Here is a 24,917-nt window from a genome sequence, read left to right as displayed (position 1 = left end):
CCCCGGCGGCCCGGTTCTCCCCGCGCCCGGTCCTCCTGGGACCGGTCCTCCTGCGAACCGTTCCTCAGAACCCGCGCGTCCGCTTGGCGGCCCGCCGTCCACCGGCGGAGCCGCCCGGCAGACGCAGGAACAGCCGCGAGATCTCCGAACCCAGGTTCACGCCGATCGCGATGGCCATCGCGAGGGCCGCCGCCTTGGTGAGCGACACGAAGCCCTTGTCGACCTCGTTCTGCGCGATGGACAGCAGCCCGAAGTAGGTCGCCGAACCGGGCAGCAGCGGCCCGATCGCGGCCGTCGTGTACGGCAGCGCGGAAGCGAACCGGTAGCGCGAGAGCAACTGCCCGAAGAGACCCACCAGGCCCGCGGCGACGGCGGTGGAGGCCACGGGCGAGAGGCCGCCCGCGTAGTGCATCGCCCCGTACACCGACCAGGCCACGCCTCCGTTGAGGGTCACCGCGAGGACGGTGGAACGTTCCTGCTGGAGCAGGACCGCGAAGGTCAGCGACAGCAGCATGGACGCGGCGATCTGGATCAGCGGCCGCTCGGAGATGTTCAGCCCCGCGTCCGGGTTGAGCTGCGTGCCCAGCTTGACGCCGAAATAGAGCACCAGAAGGACGCCGGAGACGATCCCCACGAAGAAGTACATGACTTCGAGCAGCCGCGCGGACGCGGTGATGTAGAAGCCGGTCAGCCCGTCCTGCACCCCCGCGACGAGCGCCCGCCCCGGAAGCAGCGCGAAGAGCCCTCCGGTGATCACCGCGGAGGCGTTCACATCGACGTGCGCCAGCGTGAGCGCGACCCCTATCGCGGCCGGCGGCATCGCGGCCACCGTGAACTGGTAGAACTCCGGCAGTCCGCGTCCCGCGCACAGCCAGGCGAGCCGGTCGCCCAGCATCGCGCCGAGCGCCGCGGCGACGAACACGATCGCGTCACCGCCGACGAGCACGGAGGCCGCGCCGGCGAGCAGTCCTCCGGAGGCGGTCAGCACCCAGCCGGGATACGGGTGCCGGTTGCGCCGCATCTCCGCGAGCCGCCCGTAGGCCTCCTCCAGGGAGATCGCGGTCTCCGGGTCGCTCAGATCGTCCACGAGCCGGTAGACGGCCGCCAGGCGCGTGTAGTCGGTGCCCCGGCGGCGGACTGTCCGTGACGCCGTCACCGGGTCGTCCACCAGGGACGGCTGGTGCGAGATCGACAGCAGCGTGAAGGTGACGTTCGGCTCGCAGCGGTCCAGCCCGTAGGAGCGGCAGACGGCGAACATGGCCGTCTCCACGTCCTCGGCGCCCTCACCGCCCGCGAGCAGGAGTTCGCCGATGCGCAGCGTCAGGTCGAGGACACGGGGGACGGCGGGCCCGGACTCGTCCTCCTTGTGCACGGGTTCGGGCGCGGGCCGCTCGGTGACCGGCATGCGCAGCATCGTGCGCATCCGGTCCTGCCACGGCGCGTCCTTGGTCAGGCTGACCAGGGGGATGCCGGTCGCCGGTGTGAAGGCGGGCGGGGCGTCCTTGGCGCTGTAGGTGCGCGGCGTGCTGAACGCCGAGCCCTCCTGCTCGGGTCCGGGCGGATGCGGTGCGTCGAGACCCTCGGGCAGCGCGAACTCCGATGTCGTCGACGACTCCTCGTCGGCCGCCGCCGGCCCCGGCGCCGCCACACCGGCGGGCGGGCTGAAAGCACTCCTCGCCTCGTCCGACTGCGGCTTGCGGTCTTCCGCTTCCGGGTCCGCCACCAACTCCAGCCTCGCCTTTCGCTTCTGTGTGGTTCTCCTTCTTGCCTTCCGTATGCCTCAGTATGCGTACGGACACACGAACGGGCCGCGCGACCCCCATGGGGATCACGCGGCCCGTTCGGAAGCGGGGGAGGTCAGTGACCGCCCTGGTCCTTGAAGCGCTTGTAGGAACGCTCGATCTCGGCCTCGGCCTCGGTGCGGCCGACCCAGTCGGCGCCCTCGACGGACTTGCCGGGCTCCAGGTCCTTGTAGACCTCGAAGAAGTGCTGGATCTCCAGGCGGTCGAACTCCGACACGTGGTGGATGTCGCGCAGGTGCTCCACGCGCGGGTCGTGCGCCGGGACGCACAGCAGCTTGTCGTCGCCGCCGGCCTCGTCCGTCATACGGAACATGCCGATCGTGCGGCACTGGATGAGGCAACCCGGGAAGGTCGGCTCGTCCAGGATGACCAGGGCGTCCAGCGGGTCCCCGTCCTCGCCGAGAGTGTTCTCGACGAAGCCGTAGTCGGCCGGGTAGCTGGTCGAGGTGAAGAGTCGACGGTCCAGACGGATCCGACCGGTCTCGTGGTCCACCTCGTACTTGTTCCGTGAACCCTTCGGAATCTCGATCGTGACGTCGAACTCCACCGGTGGCTCCTCCATGATCAGCACATAGTTCTGGTGATTAAGTGTCCCTCACGCAGGTGGGTGATCGCGAAAGGGGCTGGTGGTCGTGCCAGAGCTGAGGGTTTGGCGGGCTGCGAGACCGTATGTGGTGCGGGTCGCGCGGACGGTGAAACCGCGTGTGGCGCGGGTCACCCAAGCCGTGCGACCGCGTGCCGTGCGGTTGACGACATCGCAGCTCACAGCCGTCGCCGCCACCGTGGGCCTGGCCCTGGCGGCCGGGGCGGTGGCCGTGGCCGGCCCCTGGGACTCCACCGGCCAGCGTACGGCCGAGCGGGACTGGGCCGCATCGCGGGCGCCCGAGGGTGGCACAGATCACGCACGTACATCCGGTACGCCCCGAACGTTCCCCCGGGCCGCCCCCAGCGCCGCCTCCGTGCTGACCGGACTCGGCGGCTCCGCGAGCACCGTGCCCGCGCCCGCCGGGAAGGCCCTCGCGGGCGTCCTCGACCCGCTGCTGGCCAACCCCGTCCTCGGCGCGGTGCGCACCGCCGTCGTGGTCGACGTGGCCACCGGCAAGCGGCTCTACGGCAAGGGTGCCGACCAGGTCCAGACACCGGCCTCCACGACGAAGATCGCCACCGCGGTCGCCGCCCTCACGGCGCCGGGGCCCGACCACCGCATCCAGACGCGTACGGTCCTGGAGCCCGACACCAAGGAGGTCGTGCTCGTCGGTGGCGGCGACCCGACGCTGACCGCCCGCAAGCCCGCGGACGGCTGGGCGGACCTGAGCACCCTCGCCGAGGAGACGGCCACCGCCCTGAAGGCCCGTCACATGGACCACGTGACGCTCTCCTACGACACCTCGCTGTACTCCGGCCCCGGCCTGCACCCCATCGGAGTCAACGAGAACATCGCGAAGGTCACCGCCCTGATGGCCGACGAGGGCCGCCTGGACGACACGACCAGCGGGCCGGCCGGGCGCGCCCTGGACCCGGCGGCGGACGCCGCGCGCAAGTTCGCGGACCTGCTCCACGACCACGGCATCACCACGACGTCGCCCGGCCCCTCGAAGGCGACGAGCCGCTCGCAGGCCCTCGCCTCCGTCTCCTCGCCGCCGCTGTCCGCCCTGGTCGAGCGGATGCTGACCAACAGTGACAACGACATCGCGGAGGCCCTGGCCCGCCAGGTCGCCCTCGCCACCGGTGAGGAACCCAGCTTCGACGGCGACGCGAAGGCGATCCGCGCCCAGCTGAAGAAGCTCGGACTCCCGCTGTCCGGGGCGCAGTTCGCGGACGGCAGCGGCCTGAACCGGGCCGACAAGGTCTCCGCCGACCTGCTCACCGCCCTGCTGGCCAAGGCCGGCGATCCGGCCCACCCCGAACTCCGTTCGGTCCTCACCGGCCTGCCCGTCGCCGGCTTCACCGGAACCCTCAGCGCCCGTTACACCGACGCCCCCACCGCCACCGGTGTCGTCCGCGCCAAGACCGGGACCCTGACCGGCGTCAACACCCTCGCCGGCACCGTCGTCGACAAGGACGGCCGCCTGCTGGCCTTCGCCTTCCTCACCTCCGACGCCGCCCACCCCCCGAACCCCCTGGAGGCGCGGGCCGCGTTGGACCACACGGCGACGGCACTGGTGGCGTGCGGCTGCCGCTAGACACCCCCGGCGCCCCCGAAGGGACACCTCCGTCCTCTCCCGCCCCATGGGCACCAGAGAAGCGCCACCAGCCCCTCGGCCGGGGCGCATCCGGCGCCGTACCTCTAACCGCAGCCGGACCCGCTCACGTACGGTTGACGCATGACGAGCATCGGTGGTGCTGCATCTACTGGGATGGTCGACTGGAATCTCGCGGTGGCGACCGCGACCCGGCTTGTACGGCCGGGCCCCGAGGTGAGCCGCGACGAGGCCAGGGCCATCGTCGCGGAGCTGCGCCGACACGCGAAGGCCTCGGAGGAGCATGTCCGGGGCTTTACCCGTATGGGTGACGACGTCGTCCACGACACCCCCGTCCTCGTCGTCGACCGCCCCGGCTGGGTCCGGGCGAACGTCGCCGGGTTCCGGGAGATCCTCAAGCCCCTTCTGGACAAGATGCAGGAACGGCGCGGGAACACCCCGGGCGGAGCCGTCCTCGGCGCCGTCGGCGGCAAGGTCACCGGCGTCGAGCTGGGCATGCTGCTGTCGTTCCTGTCGTCGAGGGTCCTCGGGCAGTACGAGACGTTCGCGCCCGCGACCCGGGACCTGCCCGCCGGGGCACCGACCGGCTCGGGCAACGGCGGCGGCAGGCTCCTGCTGGTGGCCCCGAACATCGTGCACGTGGAGCGCGAACTCGACGTCCAGCCCCACGACTTCCGCCTGTGGGTGTGCCTCCACGAGGAGACGCACCGCACCCAGTTCACGGCCGTGCCCTGGCTGCGCGACCACCTGGAGGGCGAAATCCAGTCGTTCTTGGCGGAGACCGAAGTCGACCCCATGACCGTCCTGGAACGCATCAGGGAGGCCGCCCAGTCGCTCTCCGGATCCCGCCCGGACACCGAGGAGGACGACGGCGGACGTTCCCTCGTGGAAATCGTGCAGACGCCCGCCCAGCGGGAGATCCTCGGCAGGCTCACCGCCGTGATGTCCCTCCTGGAGGGACACGCCGACTTCGTGATGGACGGCGTCGGGCCCGCGGTCGTCCCCTCCGTCGCCGAGATCCGCGAGAAGTTCCAGCAGCGCCGCGCCAAGGGCGCCTCCCGCCTCGACCTGGCCCTGCGCAAGCTGCTCGGCCTGGACGCCAAACTCCGGCAGTACAAGGACGGCGAGCGGTTCGTACGGGCGGTCGTCGGAGAGGTCGGCATGGACGGCTTCAACCGTGTGTGGACCTCTCCGAACACTCTCCCGACCAAGGCGGAGATCGCCAAACCGGCGGACTGGGTCGCGCGGGTGCACCGCAAGACGGAGTCGTGAACCTTACGGGACGGTCGTGAAACGAATCCGGCCGATGGCAGGCAAACGCCCCTGCTATCACCCGTCCGAGGGACCGTGGAGCATGGGTAGGCGTGCAATGCTCGGGGAACGCCCCGGTTCTGTCACCATCGACACACTCTGAGTGACCGATCCCGGGCTAACCCCCCGAAAACTTCATGAAGGGAACCGGACATGGGTCCCCATCCTGCGGTCGCGGCGATACGCCTGGCGGTCCGCCGCGTACTCCACGACATCCTCACCGAGCAACCGCCCACCCCCGACCCCCGGCGTACGCCCGCACGCGGTGTCGCGCGCCCTTGCGCGCCCGATGCGGAGCGCGTCCCCGCCCCCGGAACGCGGCGCGGCACGGCCGCGCCCGCACGCGCCCCGCACGACCCGCTCCCCGCGAGCTCCCGGCCCCGGCCGGGCACGGACGGATCCCCGGCGCCGCTCGTGCTCGTCGCCTGCTCCGGCGGCGCCGACTCCATGGCGCTCGCCTCCGCCCTGGCCTTCGAAGCCCCCAAACTCGGCATCCGCGCCGGTGGCATCACCGTCGACCACGGTCTGCAGCCCGGCTCCGAACTACGCGCCGACGAAGTCGTGGTGCGCCTCACCGAGCTGGGGCTCGCCCCGGCCGAGTCCATCGCCGTGACCGTCGGCCGCGACGGAGGCCCCGAGGCCGCCGCCCGCGACGCCCGGTACGCCGCGCTGGACTCCGCCGCCGAGCGCCACGGCGCCTCCGCGGTCCTCCTCGGCCACACCCGCGACGACCAGGCGGAGACGGTCCTGCTCGGTCTCGCCCGCGGCTCCGGCATCCGCTCGCTGTCCGGAATGGCCGCGGTCTCGGGGGCCGACGGCCGTTACCGCCGTCCCTTCCTGCACCTGGACCGGCAGACCGCCCGCAAGGCGTGCATGGTCCAGTCGCTGCCCGTCTGGGACGACCCGCACAACGCCGATCCGGCCTACACCCGCTCCCGGCTCCGCCACGAGGGCCTGCCCGCCCTGGAGAAGGCGCTCGGCAAAGGAGTCGTCGAGGCACTCGCCCGTACGGCCCAGCTCTCCCGGGACGATGCCGACGCCCTCGACGCGTGGGCCAGCCAGGCGGAGGCGTCCGTACGCGACGCGGCCGGCCTCCTGGAGTGCGCCAAGCTCTACGCCCTGCCGCCCGCCGTACGCCGCCGGATCCTGCGCCGGGCGGCCATCGAGGCGGGCGCTCCGGCCGGTTCGCTGTTCGCCCGCCACATCGAGGAAATCGACCGGCTGATCACCGGATGGCGCGGTCAGGGGGCCATCAATCTCCCGGGCAAAGTCGTCGCTCAGCGCCAGGGTGGCAGACTGGTGATTCGGCAAGGCTGAAACCGGACCCTGCGCCGGGGCCGCTCACGCGGCTCCCCGGGACCCCTTCACTCGGGTCGCGGGCGGTCCGAGCGGCCGCGCGGGTGAGCCGAAGGGGACCGCCGCCAGTGACACGGGCGCCCTGTAGGTGAACGAGCCCAAAAAAGTGGGACGGACGACCGAAAGTGATGCGGGTGGACGCGAAAGACATGGGCACCGACCTCAAGTCGGTGCTCATCACCAAGGAAGAGATCGACGCGAAGCTGGTTGAGCTGGCCGCGAAGATCGACGCGGAGTACGCGGGCAAGGACCTGCTGATCGTCGGCGTGCTCAAGGGCGCCGTCATGGTCATGGCGGACCTCGCGCGTGCGCTGTCCACCCCCGTCACCATGGACTGGATGGCCGTGTCGTCGTACGGCGCGGGCACCCAGTCCTCCGGTGTGGTGCGGATCCTCAAGGACCTGGACACCGACATCAAGGGCAAGCACGTCCTGATCGTCGAGGACATCATCGACTCCGGGCTGACCCTGTCCTGGCTGATCTCCAACCTCGGCTCCCGCGAGCCCGCCTCGCTCAAGGTGTGCACGCTGCTGCGCAAGCCGGACGCGGCCAAGGTCGCGATCGACGTGGAGTGGGTCGGCTTCGACATCCCGAACGAGTTCGTCATCGGGTACGGCCTGGACTACGCCGAGAAGTACCGCAACCTCCCGTTCGTCGGTACGCTCGCGCCTCACGTCTACGGCGGCTGAGCGCCCTCTTCCTGAGGGCGGCTCAGTCCTTCTAAGACGTTCGGGAACCCCAGCGGGTTTCGCGCCGTTGGAGCATGCGTGGACGGGATTGCCAGCAGTCCCCTGCGGCTTCGGGTGACAATGCTGGGGTACCGTCCGAAGAACAGTCTTTATCAAACTCACTATGGCAGGAGGGACGGGGCGACACCGCTCCGTATGGATGGACGTGAAGCGATACTTCCGTGGGCCGGTCATGTGGATCGTGCTGGCCGTCCTTGCCGTGGTCGTGTTGATGCAGGTCGTCGGTTCGTCCGGCGGCTACAAGACGGTGGACACCGGCCAGGTCGTCAAGGCGATCAACGACAACCAGGTCGAGTCAGCCAAGATCACCACTGGCGACGAGCAGGTCATCAAGGTCTCGCTGAAGGACGGCGAGAAGGTTGACGGCAGCTCGAAGATCCAGGCGAGTTACATCGGCGACCAGGGCGTGGCCCTGGCCAACACACTGCAGGACAAGTACCAGAACAAGCAGATCCCGGACGGCTACACCGTTTCGCCGTCCAAGCAGAACCCCTTCGTGGGCATCCTGCTTTCCCTGCTTCCCTTCGTCCTCATCGTCGTCGTCTTCCTGTTCCTGATGAATCAGATGCAGGGCGGCGGCTCCCGGGTCATGAACTTCGGGAAGTCCAAGGCGAAGCTCATCACCAAGGACACCCCGAAGACGACGTTCTCGGACGTCGCGGGCTCGGACGAGGCCGTCGAGGAGCTCCAGGAGATCAAGGAGTTCCTCCAGGAGCCGGCGAAGTTCCAGGCCGTCGGCGCGAAGATCCCCAAGGGTGTCCTGCTGTACGGGCCTCCTGGTACGGGCAAGACGCTTCTCGCGCGCGCCGTCGCGGGCGAAGCCGGCGTTCCCTTCTACTCGATCTCGGGTTCCGACTTCGTCGAGATGTTCGTCGGCGTCGGTGCCTCCCGAGTCCGTGACCTGTTCGAGCAGGCCAAGGCGAACGCTCCGGCGATCGTCTTCGTCGACGAGATCGACGCGGTCGGCCGCCATCGCGGCGCCGGCCTCGGCGGTGGTCACGACGAGCGCGAGCAGACCCTCAACCAGCTGCTCGTCGAGATGGACGGCTTCGACGTGAAGGGCGGCGTCATCCTGATCGCCGCCACGAACCGGCCCGACATCCTCGACCCGGCCCTCCTGCGCCCCGGCCGCTTCGACCGCCAGATCGCGGTCGACCGTCCGGACATGCAGGGCCGTCTGGAGATCCTCAAGGTTCACCAGAAGGGCAAGCCGGTCGCTCCGGACGTCGACCTGTCCGCGGTGTCGCGTCGGACCCCCGGCTTCACGGGCGCCGACCTGGCGAACGTGCTGAACGAGGCGGCGCTGCTCACCGCGCGCAGCAACCAGAAGCTGATCGACAACTCCATGCTGGACGAGGCGATCGACCGCGTGGTCGCGGGCCCGCAGAAGCGGACCCGGATCATGTCGGACAAGGAGAAGAAGATCACCGCGTACCACGAGGGCGGACACGCCCTGGTCGCGGCGGCTTCTCCGAACTCCGACCCGGTCCACAAGATCACGATCCTGTCGCGTGGCCGTGCCCTCGGCTACACGATGGTCCTGCCGGACGAGGACAAGTACTCCACCACGCGCAACGAGATGCTGGACCAGCTCGCGTACATGCTGGGCGGCCGCGCGGCCGAGGAGCTCGTCTTCCACGACCCGACCACGGGTGCCGCGAACGACATCGAGAAGGCCACCACGACGGCCCGCGCGATGGTCACGCAGTACGGCATGACGGAGCGTCTCGGCGCGATCAAGTTCGGCGGCGACAACACCGAGCCCTTCCTGGGCCGGGAGATGTCGCACCCGCGCGACTACTCGGAAGAGGTCGCCGCGCTCGTCGACGAAGAGGTCAAGAAGCTCATCGAGAACGCGCACAACGAGGCCTGGGAAATCCTGGTCGAGAACCGCGACGTCCTCGACGCGCTGGTACTCCAGCTGCTGGAGAAGGAGACGCTGAGCAAGGAGCAGATCGCCGAGGTCTTCGCTCCCATCGTCAAGCGCCCGGCCCGCCCCGCGTGGACCGGCTCCTCCCGTCGCACGCCCTCCACCCGCCCGCCGGTGCTCTCCCCCAAGGAGCTGTCACTGACGAACGGGGCGAACGGCTCGGCGGCGGCCATCGCCACCGCGACGGAATCCGTCCCGGCGACGGACACGGCCCCGGAGGACCGCACCGAGAGCTGACATCGCTCGGCTCCGGGCGGCCTCACCAGGCCCGGAATGGATGCCGCGCCCCCCAGGTTCTAGCCTGGGGGGCGCGGCGTTTTCGTGTGCCCGCACCTTTTTGGACGCGTCGAGACACGCGCAGGATCACAGGAACGAGGACCAGATGACCGACCCCGTGACGCTGGACGGCGAGGGCGTGATCGGCGAGTTCGACGAGAAGCGTGCCGAGAACGCCGTACGAGAGCTCCTGATCGCGGTCGGCGAGGACCCGGACCGCGAGGGCCTGAGGGAGACGCCGGGACGGGTGGCGCGGGCGTACAAGGAGATATTCGCGGGCCTGTGGCAGCAGCCGGAGGACGTGCTGACGACGACGTTCGACCTGGGCCACGACGAGATGGTCCTGGTGAAGGACATCGAGGTGTTCAGTACCTGTGAACATCACCTGGTCCCGTTCCGGGGTGTCGCACACGTCGGCTACATCCCGGCCACCAGCGGCAAGATCACCGGCCTGTCCAAGCTGGCCCGCCTCGTCGACGTCTACGCGCGGCGTCCCCAGGTGCAGGAGCGGCTGACGACGCAGATCGCCGACTCCCTGATGGAGATCCTGGAGCCGCGCGGTGTGATCGTCGTCGTCGAGTGCGAGCACATGTGCATGTCCATGCGCGGCATCCGCAAGCCGGGCGCGAAGACCATCACGTCGGCGGTGCGCGGACAGTTGCGGGACGCCGCGACGCGCAACGAGGCGATGAGCCTCATCATGGCCCGCTAGAAGCGCACACGGAACGCACGCGGAACGGACGCGACGCGCGGGCCCCTCTCGGGGCTAAGCCACCGGCGCGGCCCCGCTGCGGTGTTCGTCGTCGTCCTCCGGGAGCTTGCAGACGCGCTCCAGGAAGAAGGCGGCCGCTATCACGCCGATTCCGGCGATGACGGAGAGGCCGGCGTAGATGGCCTGGTCGCGGCGGGTGGGAACCTCCAGTGATTCCAGGAGGAAGACGCCGGTGCCGCCGTACATGCCCGCCACCAGGGCGGCCACCAGGGCGCTCGCCTGACCGAAGACGACCGCGCGGGCGGCCATCAGCGGATCGACGCCCTTGGCGCCGGGACGGCGCTCGCGCTGCGCCTTGAGGCGGGCGCGCAGCGACAGGGCCGTAGCGAGGAGGACGATCGCGATCAGGGCGAGGACGATGGGGGCGGCCAGCGGGACCCGGGGCAGCGTGCCCACCGCGTTCCACAGGCGGGCGCCCGCCCAGGACAGCACTCCGGCCACCACGAACACGGCGGCCAGTGTCCTGATACGCAGCTCTTTCACGTTGCCCCTTCGGTAGCCCGCCGGTGGCCGGCTCCCGTGTCGGGGCCGGCCTGTGGTCGTCTTGACCTTAACGACTACTCGGGCAGCCGGAGTTCCAGGTCGGTGCGGGCCGCGACACCGTCGCTCGTGACCGCCGCGAGGAGCTGGGCGACGGCGCCGTGGCCGGGCAGCTGTGCCTCGGGATCCACGTCGTGCCAGGGGGCGAGGACGAAGGCCCGCTCGTGGGCGCGCGGGTGAGGGAGGGTCAGCACCGGGTCGTCGGAGACGACGTCGGCGTACGCCACGATGTCCACGTCGATCGTGCGCGGGCCCCAGCGCTCGTCCCGTACCCGGTGGAAGGCCTCCTCGACCGCGTGGGCCCGCTCCAGGAGCGAGGACGGCGGGAGGGTGGTCCTGAGCACCACGACCGCGTTGAAGTACGAGGGCTGGCTGCCCGGTTCGACGCCCCACGGCTCCGTCTCGTAGACGGGGGAGACCGCCTTGACCCGGACGCCGGGGGTGTCCTCCAAGGCGTCGATGGCGCCCTGGAGGGTCTCCAGGCGGTTGCCCAGGTTCGAACCGAGGGAGATCACCGCGCGCCGGGGGTTCTGCAGGGTCGTGTCGGCGGCGTCCACCCGCTCGACCACGGAGGCGGGCACCGGCTGTACGGTCGGGTCGCTCTGACCCTCGGTGAAGGACGTGGTCATACTCGGCTCCGGATGATCGTGACGGTCACGTCGTCGAAGGGGACCGTGATGGGCGCGTCCGGTTTGTGGACGCAGACCTCGACCTCCTGGACCCCGTCGTGCTTGAGACACGTCCGGGCGATGCGCTCGGCGAGGGTCTCGATGAGATCGACCGGCTCGCCCTCGACGACGGCGACGACCTCTTCCGCCACGATGCCGTAGTGCACGGTCTTCGACAGGTCGTCGTCGGCCGCGGCCGGCCGGGTGTCCAGGCCCAGCGTCAGGTCCACGATGAAGGTCTGGCCCTCCTCGCGCTCCTTCTGGAAGACGCCGTGGTGCCCGCGGGCCTTGAGGCCGCGCAGCGCGACACGATCCACGCGAATCACTCCTGCAATCGTCGGTAACGGCCGTCCTGCGCCGAACGCGGTCCGCGCACCGGCCTCGAACGAATCTACCTGCGGGCACTGACAACGCTCGCCCGCGGGGACGGGCGCCCTGGTGAAGGCCACGAGGCTTCACCGGGCGTTTCCCCTGGGGAACACGGCGGCTCACGGGTTGGTAGCCGCACCTACCCCGGGCAGGCGATTCCAATCGCCTGTTGGTCCCTGCGGGCCGTACACCCACTCAACCGGCGGTGTCCTCGTCCTCTTCCTCGCCGGACTCGGCCAGCACGGGGGAGGCGTGGTGGGACCAGAGCTTCCAGCCGTCGGCGGTGCGCCGGAACACGTTCGTGGCGACGACCAGCTGGCCGACGAGCGGGCCGAGCTCGTCGCTGTCGTCGGGGGCGGGGCCGCCACTGAGGATGTTCTCGGTGCAGGTGACCAGGGCCGTGTCACCGGACACGGAGACGCGCACGTCGGTGAGGAAGAACTGGATGTACTCCGTGTTCGCCATGATCAGCGCGTACGAGCGGAGCACCTCGCCGCGCCCGTTGAGGACGGGCCAGCCGGGGTGGACGCAGGAGACGACCGCGCCCTCGCCCTCGAAGTCGTCGTCGGACGTGTCCAGCGGGTCCAGCCACAGCGAGGACAGCTCCTCGAAGTCACCCCGCTCCATCGTCTCGTAGAACGCCGTGTTGGCGAGTTCGACCTGCTCGACGTCGGTACGCGGTGTGCTCACCGGGCTCCCTCTGCGGCCGGACCGCCGACGGCACCCGATGGGCCGCCGGTCCTGGCACCCTCGACGGCGCGGGCGACCCGTACGGCGTCGGCGGTGGCCCGTACCTCGTGCACGCGGACCGCCCAGGCGCCCTGCTGGGCGGCTATCGCCGAGACGGCGGCGGTGGCGGCGTCGCGCTCGCGCGCGGGAGGCGGGGCACCCTCGGGGCCGGCCAGGACGCGGCCGAGGAAACGCTTGCGGGAGGCGGCGACCAGCAGGGGGTGGCCGAGGGCGCGGAGGCGGTCGAGGCGGGCCAGGAGGGCCAGGTCGTGCTCGGGGTCCTTGGAGAAGCCGAGCCCGGGGTCGACGACGACGCGGTCGGGGGCGATGCCGCCCGCCAGAACGGCCTCCACGCGCGCGTGCAGTTCGTCGAGGACCTCGGAGACGACGTCCTCGTACGTTCCCCGGACGTTCCCGCCCGCCAGGAAGCCGCGCCAGTGCATGACCACGAAGGGGGCGCCCGCGGCCGCGACGGCCGGGATCATCGCGGGGTCCGCGAGGCCGCCGCTGACGTCGTTGACGAGGGCGGCGCCCGCCGCGAGGGACTGCTCGGCGACGGAGGCGCGCATGGTGTCCACGGAGACGGTGACGCCCTCGGAGGCGAGGCCGCGGACGACCGGGATGACCCGCTTGAGCTCTTCCGCCTCGTCGACACGGGTGGCCCCGGGACGGGTGGACTCGCCGCCCACGTCCACGAGGTCGGCGCCCTCGGCGACCAGGCCGAGGCCGTGCTTGACCGCGGCTGTCGTGTCGAACCAGCGGCCGCCGTCGGAGAAGGAATCGGGGGTGACGTTCACGACCCCCATGACCGCGCAGCGGTCCCACGTCGGCAGTCCCGCGACTCGGCCGCGCCCGCGCTCGATACTCATACGTCCAGCCTAGGCTCCTGCGGGAGACCTCATCGCCCCCTGCCGGTCTCCGTGGTTTCCCGGTACGCGGGTGCGGGTCGCTCCCGCCGGGCCCGAGCCGGCGCCTTCGACCGCTCACGGCCGGTTTCCCGCCCGTAGTCCGTAGCCCGGGCGACCGCTGTCCCGGAGGGCCCGCCTGTCCGGCAGGCCGGGACAGGCGGTGCCTCTCGTGCGAGGCAGCCCCGAGGGGCGTCGCCGCGGGGCACCGTCCGGCACGCCGGCTACGCGGCCCTCATGTCCCGTTCCGACGGCGTGTGCGCGCAGGGACGCGGGGCCCGTGTGCGGCGGCGCAGCATCCGGGGCAGGGCGAGGTTCACGAAGCCCTCGGCCTGCATGGCGGCGAGGCCGATGCGGGGGAGGTCGCGGGAGGCGGCGTAGACGACGAAGCGCGGCTCCCAGCGCGGGTGGAACTTGGCGTTGAACTTGTACAGCGACTCGATCTGGAACCAGCGGGACAGGAACACCAGCAGTCCGCGCCAGGCGCGCAGCACGGGCCCGGCGCCGATCTTCTCGCCGCGGGCGAGCGCCGAGCGGAACATCGCGAAGTTGAGCGAGATCCGCTCGATGCCGAGGCGGGGTGACGCCTGGAGCGCGGCCACGATGAGGAGTTCGTTCATGCCGGGGTCGGCCGCGCGGTCGCGGCGCATGAGGTCGAGCGACACGCCGTCCGAGCCCCAGGGGACGAAGTGCAGGACGGCCTTCAGGTCGCCGTAAGGGCCGGGCCGGTCGTCGGCCTTGTGCGCCGTGGCGATCAGACAGTCGCCGTCGGACGGGTCGCCGATACGGCCGAGCGCCATGGAGAAACCGCGCTCGGTGTCGGTGCCGCGCCAGTCCTCGGCGGCCCGCCGTATCCGGTCCAGTTCTCCTTCGCTGAGGTCACGGATGCGCCGTACCCGGGTCTCGTAGCCAGCGCGCTCGATGCGTTTGACCATCTGGCGCACGTTCCGCATCGCGCGCCCGGACAGGGAGAAATCCACGACATCCACCACCGCCTCGTCCCCCAGTTCGAGGGCGTCGAGGCCGGTTTCGCGGGTCCACACCTCGCCGCCCGTCTCGGAGCAGCCCATGACGGCGGGCGTCCAGGAGTGCGCCCTCGCCTCGTCCATGAAGCGTTCGATCGCGCCGGGCCAGGCCTCCACGTCGCCGATGGGGTCACCGCTGGCGAGCATCACCCCGGAGACGACCCGGTAGGTGACCGCGGCCTTGCCGCTGGGCGAGAAGACGACCGCCTTGTCGCGGCGCAGCGCGAAGTGGCCGAGGGAGTCGCGGCCGCCGTGCTTGTCCAGGAGGACGCGCAGCCGGGCCTCGTCGTCCTCCGTGAGGCGGGCGGCGGGGTGTTCGGGGCGGAAGGCGAGGTAGATGGTGGTGACGGCGGTCAGCCAGCCGAGCGCGCCGAGGGAGAAGGCGACGGTCCAGGAGGTGGGGCCCGCGTAGTCGACGGGGCCCTCGAAGCCGACCAGGCCGTACAGGACGTGACTGATGCGGTCGGCCAGGCTCGGGTCGCCGATCATGCGGTCCTCGTGGACGCTGACGATGACGAGTCCGAGGACGAGGGAACCGGCGCCCATGAGAACGAAGTTGGCGAGCGCGCGCCAGCGGCTGCGCGGATCGGGCAGCGCCGCGAACTCGTCGCGGTTGCGCAGCAGCGGTGCGAGCAGCGCGGCCGAGATGACGACGCCGATCACCGAGTGGCGGTACGCGAACTGCGCGGCGGCACCCGCTGGGAGCAGCAGGACCGCGGCGCGCCACGCCCGGCGCTTGCGGCGGCGCAGCCCATGGGCGAGCAGCAGCAGGAGCACACCGGCACTGAGCGACAGCGCCGCGGCGAAGGGTCCGAACGCGCCGGGCAGCACCTCGGCCAGGGCGTGCATACGGCTGTGACGGAAGCGCGGGAAGACGCCCGCGGCGATGTCCAGGAGACCTACGAGTGTGCAGGCCCTGGCGACCAGGGCGGGGACGGCCTCCGGGCTCGGACCGCGGAGTATGCGCCGCGTTCGGCCTGTTCGGTCTGGAACCCCACCCGACAATTCCCCATCTATCCTGACAGACATCGCATCCCGTGGTTCTGCGAGAGACCTTGAATCCGGTGCCATTCCGGCATCCGGCGACATTGCGCCCTCTAGGACGGTGTCTTGGGGGGACAGGTTCACTCCCTTCCGGAAAGCCGGTTCAAAAGGCAAGGAAAGTCCAGGGCAAGGGCTCGCCAATGAGCGGGACGGACCCGGACGGAAAGCGCAGGCGGAACAGCCCATGGGTCTCACGAGCAACAAAGTGCTGGCATTGGTGATCCTGCTCGCCGTGCTGCTGTTCATCGGCACGGTGTGGTGGTGGCCGCGGCTCGCCCGGCGCACCTGGTGGTCCGTCAGCGGGCGTGTGGGGCTGCTGCTGGCCACCCAGGTGACGCTGTTCGCCTCGATCGGCCTGTGCGCCAACCAGGCGTTCGGCTTCTACGCCAGCTGGGCGGATCTCCTCGGCCGGGAGAGCGGTGAGGGCGTGGTCGTCGACCACAACGGCGCCGGCGGTCCGGGCGGCGGCCCCCTCCAGGTGCTGGACACCGAGCAGGTGGCCGTCTCGGGCGGGGCGCGACCGCAGACCGGAGGCCAGATCCAGAAGATCGACATCGTCGGCCGTACGACCCATATCGCCACACCGGCGTACGTCTACCTGCCGCCGGAGTACTTCCAGCCGCGGTACCGCACCCGTACGTTCCCGGCCGTCACCGTGCTGACCGGCTATCCCGGCACCGCCCAGGCACTCATCAAGGCCCTGCACTTCCCGCAGACGGCGAATCGTCTGGTCAAGAACGGCAGGATCCAGCCGATGATCCTGGTCATGCTGCGGCCGACCGTCGCTCCCCCGCGGGACACCGAGTGCGTGGACATCCCCGGCGGTCCGCAGACCGAGTCGTTCTTCGCCAATGACCTCCCCGACGCCGTGTCGGCCCACTACAGGGTGGGCGGAAAACCCAGGAGCTGGGGCGTCATCGGCGACTCGACGGGCGGATACTGCGCGCTGAAACTCGCCCTCCACCACCCCGGGGTGTACGCCGCCGGCGCCGGCCTGTCGCCGTACTACAAGGCGCCGATCGACCGCACGACGGGTGACCTCTTCCGCGGCGACAAGGCGTTGCGCGATGCCGCCGACCTGCGCTGGTACCTGAAGAACAGGCCCGCGCCCGACACCTCACTGCTCGTCAGCAGCAGCAGGGCGGGCGAATCCAACTACAAGGCCACGCTGGGCTTCATAGACCTGGTGAAGTCCAAGAGGCTCACCAGGATCTCGTCGATCATCCTCGACAGCGGCGGCCACAACTTCAACACCTGGCGGCGGGAGATCCCGGGGACGCTGCAGTGGATCAGCGGGCGGCTGAGCGACCGCTGACGCGTGCCGCGCCGGGGCCGTGCCGTGAGGTAGCGGCCGTGTCGTCTCGTGCCGGGCCCCGTCGTGCCGAGCGGACGAATTAGGGTGCTCGGCGCGGAGAGATGTCGCCCCTCGGAGAAATGTCGCGCCTCAATGATTCCGATTCGGTGAACAGTCCGGAGCCGGCGGAATTGATCGAGGAGCCGGCGTGACCGGGGGGCGTGACGGGCCTTGTGGGACAAGCGGTGTGCCCTGTCGACGGTCGGTACAGGACAAAGGCTCCGGGGTGACTGTGTTTTTACCGTGCGGGGCACCAAGATTCGCCTACGCGCGGTAAGTTTCTGGCCATGCCACGTGGACGCCACCGCCATTCCCCGCCCTTGCACAGGGTGCTGCCTCCTTCGGCGATCGCCGGCGTGTCGCTCGTCTGTGCCGTAGGGCCCTGGCTGTTCACGGATGCGTTCGCGCTCCGTGTCCTGGCCGCGGGTGCCGCGGTGACGGCGGTCGCCGGCGCGGTCGTCATGCGCCGCTGGGACATCTCGGCCGGCAAACATGTCGCCGACCTCACGCGCGCGCGGGCGAGCGACGAGTGGCGTCATGAGGAGCGCGTCGCCGAACTGGAGACAGACCTCGACGAGTCGCGCGAGCTGCGCGTCAAGCTGGAGCAGAAGCTGCGCGCCAAGCGCACCGAGCTGGCCGGCCTGCGCAATGAACACGCTGCCCTGCTGCGGCGGTACGCCACGGCGGAGACGGAGCGGGCGACGGCCCTGGAGGGGCGTCGGCAGCTCGCCATAGAGGCGTCGGTGCCGGCCCGCGCCCTGCCGGCCGCGCGGACGGCTCCGGACGCGGCGGAGACTCCCGACGCGCCCGACACGCCGGATTCCCCGGACGCGGCGGACTCCCCCGAAGCGGTGGATTCGCCGGACACGCCCGAGGCGGTCGAGACGTCCGACGAGCCGGACGAGTCGGAACAGCCCATGGAGTCGGCGGAGTCCGAGGGCGCGGTGTCCGCGTCCGTGAGCGGGGCGGAGGCCATCGAGGCCTTCATGGCGCCCGACGACGACACGGATTCCCTCGAAGCGGACGCGGAGGTGCCGGCGGAGTCCGGCGCCGAGGCCGAGGCCGACGAGTCTCCCGAGGTCTTCTCCCCGGCCGGGTCGTCGCTCTTCCTGCGGGCCGGAGCGGCGCTGAGCCGGACAGCGGGCAGTGCTCCAGAGGCTGAGGGTGCGAAGGCCGGGACGGTCTCGGCGTCCGTGGCCCTCGCGCTGCGGGACACGGACCCCGACGCGGATCCCGACCCCGACCCCGACGCCGCCGTCCCGGCTGCCGAGTCCGACGCCGGCCCGGCGACGGCCAAGTCCCTGAACGACGTCTCCGCCCGCGGCGGGTCCGCGCTCGACGCGGCCGTCAAGAGGGACGCGGCGGCGAAGAAGCGCGCGGCGATGCAGAAGGGCGCGGTCGCGACGAAGGAACTGGTCGCGGCGAAGGAACTGGTCGCGACCAAGGAACTGGTCGTGGCGAAGGACGCGGTCGCGAACGGCGAGGCCCCGAAGGGCGCTTCGGCCACCGAGGCGGGTCCGTCCTCGGGCTCCGTCGCGGAGGCGGGTGGGGCGCAGGGGAAGCCCGAGGCGGTCGGCGAGCATCAGCGCGCGGCCGCCGAGGCCGAGCCGTCGCAGCCCGCCCCGTCCACCACGTCCCCCCGTGCAGAGTCGGCACAACTGGTGCGGGTGCCCCATCCCGCCAGGCCCGCCCAGCGGTCCGGGCACTTCACCGTGCCGACGGCGGTGGCCGTCGTCCCGCACACCGCGCCGGTGCGACGCCCCTCGGCCGAGGGAGGGTTCGACTTCTTCGGTACGCAGAAGGAGGCGTCCGACGCCGCCGCGATGGAGGCCGTGCAGAACGAGGACCTGGCCGATGTGGTCGGCCAGGAGGCGCTCGCTCTGCACAAGGCCGAGGCCGAGTCCGGGTTCAAGCCCGCGAGCGAGGCTTCGCGCGGTGCCGACCGACAGGTCATCGACCTGACCGCGCACGACGAGACCGAGCACATCGACATGACGGGGCTGCGGAGCGCGGTTTCCTGAACCGGACGCTCGCCGAACAGACGTAACGAGCCGAACAGACGTAACGAAGTGAGGGCAGTGGCACCCCGCCACTGCCCTCACCCTGTTTCCCCGCCACCGCCCTCAATCCGTCAATCCGTTTCAGGGGACGCCTTCAGGGGGGCAAGCCCTCTTCGCCACGGGCGTCAGGCCCACAGGCGCCAGCCCACGGGCGCCGCGGCCCCCTCCGCGCGAACTCCACCCCCGTGCGTGCCTCAGGCCATCCACCGGTCCGGCCGGGCTTCCCGCCGTCCCGTGCGGGACCGGTCCGCCTGTGCCTGGAGCAGCTTCCTCGCCTCCGTGGCGTCCCGCAGCCGTGCCGTCACCGTCTTCCCGGCGCCGGCGTCGATGTGGACGTCGGCGAGCCCCTTGAAGCGCTGCCAGGGCCCCTGTGTCAGCCGTACGCTCTGCGCCTTCGCGTGCGGGACGAGGGAGAGGCGGCGCCGCAGCAGTCCGCGGCGGGCCGCGAAGACGGTGTCGGTGACGGCGAGTCCGTACCCGCGCCACCAGAACGGCACGCACCAGCCGGCCCGCCGCGGCGGCCGCTCCAGGGACGCCGGAACGGTCACTCCGGGCAGTACCGCGGCGATCACGGCCTCGGCGAGCTCGCGCGGGGCGACGGGCACGAGGACCGAGTTCGACGACCCGGCCACGTCCAGCTCGACGCGCACCCATCTGCCCCGCCACAGCAGGGGTTCGACGATCCGTACGGTCTGCACGCGGCCGGGCGGCACCGTCTCGTGCGTACGGTCCAGGAGCCCGTGGTCGATGCGGAGTCCGTCGGGCGACTCGCCCACCGTCCAGTCGTACTCGGCGACGAACCGCCCCACGCTGCTCGCGCCCGCCGCGCCGAGCAGAGGCAGTCCGGTCGCGAGGACCGTCCACACGCTGTGCGTGGCGAGCCACAGCAGGGTGGGGACGACGAACGCGGCGGCCAGGGAACCCCAGGTGGCGCCGGTGAGCAGCAGGGAGGCGGCGAGGACGCCGGGCGGGACGTGCAGCAGCCGGCGGACCGGTGCCTCGCCGACCTCGCGGGCGGCCCCGGGCGCGAACCCGGCGGCCCTGGCGAGGAGTTCGGCCCGCAGCATCCGGGCCTCGCCCTCGCCCAGGTATGCCAGTTCGTCCTTCTTGTCCGTCCCGACGACATCGAGCTTGAGCTTGGCGACGCCCGCGACACGGGCCAGCAGCGGCTGGGTGATGTCGACGGCCTGGAGCCGTTCGAGCCGGATGTGGGCGGTGCGGCGGAACAACAGGCCGGTCCGGATGCGCAGTTCGGTGTCGGTCACCGCGAAGTGGGTGAACCACCAGCTCAGGAAGCCGTAGAGGGCGGCGCCCGGGACGATCACGGCGAGTCCGAGGAGCAGCGCGGTGGTGGTGAGTCTGGTCAGCTGTTCCTGCGCCTGGCCGGGGTCGTGGACGGCCCAGCCGGCCAGCACGGCGACCGGTGCCCAGGCGCGCCGGAACGGGGTCACGGGGTGCAACCGCCGCTCGGACAGCGGCAGTTCCTCCTGTACGGATTCGTCGGCGCCCGGCGGGGCCGTCGTACCGGAGGGACCGCCGACCGCGGCGGACGTGTGCCCCGAGGAGTCCGGGGAGTCCGTGCTCACAGTCCCGCCGATCGTGCCTCGCCCAGTTCGGTCAGCCGGTCCCGCAGCCGCTCGGCCTCGGCCGGGTCGAGCCCCGGGATGCGCGCGTCGGTCGCCGCGGCGGCCGTGTGCAACTGCACGCCGGCGAGCCCGAAGTGGCGTTCGAGAGGCCCGGAGGTCACCTCGACCAGCTGCATGCGCCCGTACGGCACCACGGTCTCCTCACGCCACAGCACACCCCGGCTGATCAGCAGGTCGTCCGCGCGTTCGGCGTACCGCCAGGAGCGCCAGTTGCGCCCCAGCATGCGCCAGCCCCACGCGGCCAGGGCGAGCGGCAGCAGCGCGAAGGCCGCCCAGCCCGGACCGGCGAACAGGGCGAGGAGCGCTCCGACGGCGATCGTCAGGAGTCCCAGCCACACCACCAGCAGCAGCCGTCGCATCCGCAGCAGCCCCGGAGGCAGTCCGGTCCAGACCGGCTCCGGCATCGCGCTCTCGTCGGTCCGCGTGCTCCCCGTCTCCATGACGCAAGCGTACGTACGAGAGACTGTGCCCATGACTCCTACGACGGAGACCACGGTCGGTGTCGGCGGCGCTGCCGAGAGCACCGACATGGTGCTCAACATCGGCCCCCAGCACCCCTCGACCCATGGCGTGCTGCGCCTGCGGCTCGTCCTCGACGGCGAGCGGATCCAGCACGCGGAGCCGGTCATCGGCTATATGCACCGCGGTGCGGAGAAGCTCTTCGAGGCGCGTGACTACCGTCAGATCATCATGCTGGCCAACCGCCACGACTGGCTGTCCGCCTTCTCGAACGAGCTGGGTGTCGTCCTGGCCGTGGAGCGGATGCTCGGTATGGAGGTCCCCGCGCGCGCGGTGTGGACGCGCACGCTCCTCGCGGAGCTCAACCGCGTCCTCAACCACTTGATGTTCCTGGGCTCCTACCCCCTGGAACTGGGCGGGATCACCCCGATTTTTTACGCCTTCACGGAGCGCGAGGAACTCCAGCACGTCATGGAGGAGATCTCCGGCGGACGCATGCACTACATGTTCAACCGCGTCGGCGGCCTCAAGGAGGACCTCCCGGCCGGATGGGCAACGCGTGCGCGTGCCTGCGTCGCCGCGCTGCGCTCGCGGATGGGCGTGTACGACGACCTGGTGCTCGGCAACGAGATCTTCCGGGGGCGTACGCGCGGTGTGGGCGTCCTCACCGCGCGGGCCGTGCACGCGTACGGCGTGAGCGGCCCCATCGCGCGCGCCTCCGGTGTCGACTTCGACCTGCGCCGCGACGAGCCCTACCTCGCGTACGGCGAGCTCCAGGACACCCTGAAGGTCGTCACGCGCGAGGAGGGCGACTGTCTGGCCCGCTTCGAGTGTCTCCTGGAGCAGACGCACGTCTCCCTGGACCTCGCGGACGCCTGCCTCGACCGGCTCGCCGAGCTGCCGCCCGGCCCGATCAACCAGCGCCTGCCGAAGGTCCTGAAGGCGCCCGAGGGGCACACGTACGCCTGGACCGAGAACCCGCTCGGCATCAACGGCTACTACCTCGTCAGCAAGGGCGAGAAGACCCCGTACCGGCTGAAGCTGCGCTCCGCGTCCTTCAACAACATCCAGGCGCTGACCGAACTGCTGCCCGGGACGCTGGTCGCGGACATGGTGGCGATCCTGGGGTCACTGTTCTTCGTGGTCGGGGACATCGACAAGTAGGGCTTCGCGCAGGACGGCTTTCCCGGCGTCCGGAGTGTCCGGGGTGCCCTGGGCGTCCAAGGTGTCCAGGAGCGCGTCGGGGAAGCCGACGGGCTGGAGCAGCCAGCCGAAACCGCCCAGCCCGCCCGGCGCGGTGAGTTCCGCCGCCGCGCCGGCGCCCGCGAGGGCGCGCACATAGGCCGCCGGGTCCGTCGAGGCCAGGGCGAGCGGGGGACGCGCGCCGCTCACGCCCAGCGCGCGCAGTGCCGCACGCTGGGTCACCACGCGTCCCCCGGGCAGCGCGCACGCGTCGAGCGCCACATGCGCGGTGATGTCGCACGACCCGTCCGGCACGGGCGCCGTCTCGCGTCCCTCCCGGAAACCGGTGAGCGTCCCGAAGGGCGGCCGTCCGTCCGCGAAGTGCGCGTAGTCGACGGCGACGGCGAGACCCCGGTCGAGCGCGGACACGGCGGAGGCCCAGGCGAGGTCCCGGGGGAGCCCGATCTCGGCACGGGCGCCCTCGGCGGGCACGGGGGGCTCTTCGGGAGACCTGCGCGCCCCCTGCGGGTGTGGTGCTTCTTGTGGGGCTGTGCGGACCGGCCCCGCTCCCGGCGCGGGTGTGCGGTCGGGCCGCGTCCCGGCCGGCGGCCACCACCAGTTCCGCAGCCACCGCGCGTCCGCCCCGGTGACGGCCTCCCCGAGACGTTCCGCTCCGTCACCGCGGACGAGGACCAGCCGCGGCTCTCCGTCCGGGCCGACCTCGGCGACGTCCACGGGCACGTTGTCCAGCCACTCGTTGGCGAACAGCAGCCCGGTGATCCCCCGCGGGGGCTCGGCGAGCCACGTGATCCGCCGGTCGAGGCCGGCCGGCCGGTCGGCCCGCTCGACCGCGTACCCGCGCGCGCGGGCGGCCACGTCGGCGGGGAGAGCGGCCAGGACGCCGGTCACCAGCTCGCCGCGGCCGGCCGCCATGTCGACGAAGGCCAGCGTGTCCGGGTGGCCGAGCGCCGCGTCGAGGCGGCACAGCAGCCGCGCCACGGCACCCGCGAACAACGGGGACGCGTGCACCGAGGTCCGGAAGTGCCCGGCCGGTCCCTCGGGCCCCCGATAGAAGCCGGAAGGGCCGTACAACGCCTCCTCCGTAGCCTCGCGCCACCCACGCCACTCGCCCGTCGCCGCACATTCCACGGGGCCAGGCTAAGCGTCCCGGAGCGGGGGGCCTCCACCTTGGGGAGTACGAGGGGCCCTCCCGGATCGGTCCTCCGGTTGACCCCTGCACACTGCACGCTTCCCTACTCTGGGTTACGTGCAGCGCCTCTATGACTTTCTCCGCAGGTACCCGACATGGGTCGACAGCTTCTGGGCCGTCGCCCTGCTCGGGATCTCCGGGGTGAGCCTCAGCAATGTCAACGGAGCCGCGGACCAGCGAGGGTCGGTCGCCGCGGCCCTCCCGATCGCCGTCGTCATGAGCCTGGTCGTCGCGCTGCGCCGCCGCATGCCGGAGAAGATGCTGGTCCTGGCCGTGGCGGCGGGCCTCGCACAGTTGGTCCTCGACGTCCCGTCGGCGCCCGAGGACTTCGCGATGCTGGTGATCATCTACACGGTCGCGGCGGACGGCGCCCGCTGGGCCTCCCGGTTCGCGCTGGTCGGCGGGCTGTGCGCGGGCACGCTCTCGCAGATGCGCTGGCCCACGCACGAGACCGGCGGTCTCGGCGGTGTCCTCATAGCGATCTTCCAGACCGTTCCGTTCGCGCTCGCCTGGGTGCTCGGCGACTCGATCCGCACCCGCCGCGCCTACCTCGCACAGCTGGAGGAGCGCGCCGCCCGTCTGGAGAAGGAGCGCGAGGCGCAGGCCAAGGTCGCGGTCGCCGCCGAGCGCGCCCGGATCGCGCGCGAGCTGCACGACGTGGTCGCGCACAACGTCTCGGTGATGGTGGTCCAGGCCGACGGCGCCGCGTACGTCATGGACACCGCCCCGGACCAGGCCAGGAAGGCGCTGGAGACCATCTCGGGGACCGGCCGGCAGGCCCTCGCCGAGATGCGCCGCCTGCTCGGCGTCCTGCGCACCGGCGAGCACCAGGAGAGCGGCGAGTACGTGCCGCAGCCCGACGTCGAGCAGCTCGACGACCTCATCGAGCAGTGCCGCACCTCAGGACTGCCCGTCGACTTCAAGGTGGAGGGCACCCCGCGCCCGCTGCCCAGCGGCGTGGAGCTCACGGCGTACCGCATCGTGCAGGAGGCGCTCACCAACACCCGCAAGCACGGGGGCCCGAACGCGGGTGCGAGCGTCCGCCTGGTCTACTTCGACGACGGCCTCGGCCTGCTCGTCGAGGACGACGGCACGGGCGCGCCCCACGAGCTGTACGAAGAGGGTGGCGCCGACGGGCAGGGCCACGGCCTGATCGGTATGCGGGAGCGCGTCGGCATGGTCGGCGGCACCCTGGACGCGGGGCCGCGGCCGGGCGGAGGCTTCCGCATCAGCGCCCTGCTGCCGCTCAAAGCGGCCCACTGACACCTGTACACACCCGATTCCTACGAAGCTGATCCCGACGAATGATCCTGACGAAGTGAAAGGCCC

The 24,917-nt window shown here is 71.4% G+C and carries 21 protein-coding genes; 10 read left to right on the top strand and 11 right to left on the bottom strand.

Annotated features, from left to right (window positions below; translation table 11 throughout):
* Positions 1-64: 64 nt before the first annotated feature.
* Positions 65-1,723 carry a threonine/serine exporter family protein gene (locus tag ACZ6KY_RS33960; protein WP_469314082.1) on the bottom strand — a complete coding sequence of 553 codons (1,659 nt, stop codon included), beginning with the start codon at positions 1,721-1,723 and terminating at the stop codon, positions 65-67.
* 134 nt (positions 1,724-1,857) lie between these two features.
* Complete coding sequence (locus tag ACZ6KY_RS33955) at positions 1,858-2,349, bottom strand: inorganic diphosphatase (protein ID WP_328558164.1); 492 nt, start codon at positions 2,347-2,349, stop codon at positions 1,858-1,860.
* Positions 2,350-2,428: 79 nt separating this feature from the next.
* On the opposite strand from ACZ6KY_RS33955, the gene dacB reads away from it, so the two are divergent.
* The 6 genes from dacB (at position 2,429) to folE (ending at position 10,337) form a co-directional block, all read left to right on the top strand.
* Positions 2,429-3,985: a D-alanyl-D-alanine carboxypeptidase/D-alanyl-D-alanine endopeptidase gene (dacB, locus tag ACZ6KY_RS33950; protein WP_469314081.1), complete on the top strand. Its 1,557-nt coding sequence runs from the start codon at positions 2,429-2,431 to the stop codon at positions 3,983-3,985.
* Between the two features lie 141 nt (positions 3,986-4,126).
* A complete protein-coding gene (locus tag ACZ6KY_RS33945) occupies positions 4,127-5,275 on the top strand; it encodes a zinc-dependent metalloprotease (protein ID WP_468824307.1) in 1,149 nt (382 codons plus the stop codon).
* Positions 5,276-5,467: 192 nt separating this feature from the next.
* The gene (gene tilS, locus ACZ6KY_RS33940) at positions 5,468-6,631 is read left to right on the top strand and encodes a tRNA lysidine(34) synthetase TilS (RefSeq protein WP_469314080.1); all 1,164 of its coding nucleotides are present in this window, start codon (positions 5,468-5,470) and stop codon (positions 6,629-6,631) included.
* 167 nt (positions 6,632-6,798) lie between these two features.
* Positions 6,799-7,359, top strand: a complete 561-nt coding sequence (hpt, locus tag ACZ6KY_RS33935) for a hypoxanthine phosphoribosyltransferase (RefSeq protein ID WP_261704688.1) — start codon at positions 6,799-6,801, stop codon at positions 7,357-7,359.
* A gap of 199 nt (positions 7,360-7,558) precedes the next feature.
* A complete protein-coding gene (ftsH, locus tag ACZ6KY_RS33930) occupies positions 7,559-9,586 on the top strand; it encodes an ATP-dependent zinc metalloprotease FtsH (protein ID WP_469314079.1) in 2,028 nt (675 codons plus the stop codon).
* A gap of 145 nt (positions 9,587-9,731) precedes the next feature.
* The gene (gene folE, locus ACZ6KY_RS33925; RefSeq protein ID WP_266761221.1) at positions 9,732-10,337 is read left to right on the top strand and encodes a GTP cyclohydrolase I FolE; all 606 of its coding nucleotides are present in this window, start codon (positions 9,732-9,734) and stop codon (positions 10,335-10,337) included.
* Positions 10,338-10,391: 54 nt separating this feature from the next.
* Here folE and ACZ6KY_RS33920 read toward each other — a convergent pair whose 3' ends face one another.
* The 6 genes from ACZ6KY_RS33920 to ACZ6KY_RS33895 all read right to left on the bottom strand — a co-directional run bounded on the left by ACZ6KY_RS33920 (position 10,392) and on the right by ACZ6KY_RS33895 (position 15,662).
* Entirely contained in the window at positions 10,392-10,880 is a 489-nt protein-coding gene (locus ACZ6KY_RS33920; protein ID WP_469314078.1) for a DUF3180 domain-containing protein, read from the bottom strand.
* Between the two features lie 74 nt (positions 10,881-10,954).
* Positions 10,955-11,566: a 2-amino-4-hydroxy-6-hydroxymethyldihydropteridine diphosphokinase gene (gene folK, locus ACZ6KY_RS33915; protein WP_469314077.1), complete on the bottom strand. Its 612-nt coding sequence runs from the start codon at positions 11,564-11,566 to the stop codon at positions 10,955-10,957.
* A complete protein-coding gene (folB, locus tag ACZ6KY_RS33910) occupies positions 11,563-11,922 on the bottom strand; it encodes a dihydroneopterin aldolase (protein ID WP_469314076.1) in 360 nt (119 codons plus the stop codon). Before folB ends, folK begins: the two co-directional genes overlap by 4 nt.
* Positions 11,923-12,169: 247 nt before the next feature.
* Complete coding sequence (locus ACZ6KY_RS33905; RefSeq protein WP_469314075.1) at positions 12,170-12,664, bottom strand: nuclear transport factor 2 family protein; 495 nt, start codon at positions 12,662-12,664, stop codon at positions 12,170-12,172.
* Positions 12,661-13,572, bottom strand: a complete 912-nt coding sequence (folP, locus tag ACZ6KY_RS33900; protein WP_469314074.1) for a dihydropteroate synthase — start codon at positions 13,570-13,572, stop codon at positions 12,661-12,663. Before folP ends, ACZ6KY_RS33905 begins: the two co-directional genes overlap by 4 nt.
* 260 nt (positions 13,573-13,832) lie before the next feature.
* Positions 13,833-15,662 (bottom strand): phosphatidylglycerol lysyltransferase domain-containing protein, encoded by a 1,830-nt coding sequence (locus tag ACZ6KY_RS33895; RefSeq protein ID WP_469314073.1) that lies wholly within the window; start codon positions 15,660-15,662, stop codon positions 13,833-13,835.
* A gap of 199 nt (positions 15,663-15,861) precedes the next feature.
* Here ACZ6KY_RS33895 and ACZ6KY_RS33890 point away from each other — a divergent pair, with 199 nt between their 5' ends.
* Positions 15,862-16,992 carry an alpha/beta hydrolase gene (locus ACZ6KY_RS33890; RefSeq protein WP_469314072.1) on the top strand — a complete coding sequence of 377 codons (1,131 nt, stop codon included), beginning with the start codon at positions 15,862-15,864 and terminating at the stop codon, positions 16,990-16,992.
* A gap of 326 nt (positions 16,993-17,318) precedes the next feature.
* Complete coding sequence (locus ACZ6KY_RS33885; protein WP_469314071.1) at positions 17,319-19,052, top strand: DNA polymerase III subunit gamma/tau domain-containing protein; 1,734 nt, start codon at positions 17,319-17,321, stop codon at positions 19,050-19,052.
* A gap of 233 nt (positions 19,053-19,285) precedes the next feature.
* Here ACZ6KY_RS33885 and ACZ6KY_RS33880 read toward each other — a convergent pair whose 3' ends face one another.
* On the bottom strand, positions 19,286-20,572 hold the full coding sequence (locus tag ACZ6KY_RS33880; RefSeq protein WP_469314094.1) for a PH domain-containing protein: 1,287 nt from the start codon (positions 20,570-20,572) through the stop codon (positions 19,286-19,288).
* Positions 20,573-20,673: 101 nt separating this feature from the next.
* Positions 20,674-21,177 (bottom strand): PH domain-containing protein, encoded by a 504-nt coding sequence (locus ACZ6KY_RS33875; RefSeq protein WP_469314070.1) that lies wholly within the window; start codon positions 21,175-21,177, stop codon positions 20,674-20,676.
* Between the two features lie 31 nt (positions 21,178-21,208).
* Between ACZ6KY_RS33875 and ACZ6KY_RS33870 the strand changes: the two genes are divergently transcribed.
* Positions 21,209-22,360 carry an NADH-quinone oxidoreductase subunit D gene (locus ACZ6KY_RS33870; RefSeq protein ID WP_469314069.1) on the top strand — a complete coding sequence of 384 codons (1,152 nt, stop codon included), beginning with the start codon at positions 21,209-21,211 and terminating at the stop codon, positions 22,358-22,360.
* Here ACZ6KY_RS33870 and ACZ6KY_RS33865 read toward each other — a convergent pair.
* A complete protein-coding gene (locus ACZ6KY_RS33865) occupies positions 22,325-23,527 on the bottom strand; it encodes an SAM-dependent methyltransferase (RefSeq protein ID WP_469314068.1) in 1,203 nt (400 codons plus the stop codon). The genes ACZ6KY_RS33870 and ACZ6KY_RS33865 overlap by 36 nt on opposite strands.
* A gap of 118 nt (positions 23,528-23,645) precedes the next feature.
* On the opposite strand from ACZ6KY_RS33865, the gene ACZ6KY_RS33860 reads away from it, so the two are divergent.
* Positions 23,646-24,851, top strand: a complete 1,206-nt coding sequence (locus ACZ6KY_RS33860; RefSeq protein WP_469314067.1) for a sensor histidine kinase — start codon at positions 23,646-23,648, stop codon at positions 24,849-24,851.
* Positions 24,852-24,917: the final 66 nt, after the last annotated feature.

The sequence above is a fragment of the Streptomyces sp. NPDC042002 genome (genome assembly GCF_055588305.1).
Note: the sequence above shows the minus strand (reverse complement) of the source record. Positions and strands in the feature narration are given on the sequence as shown.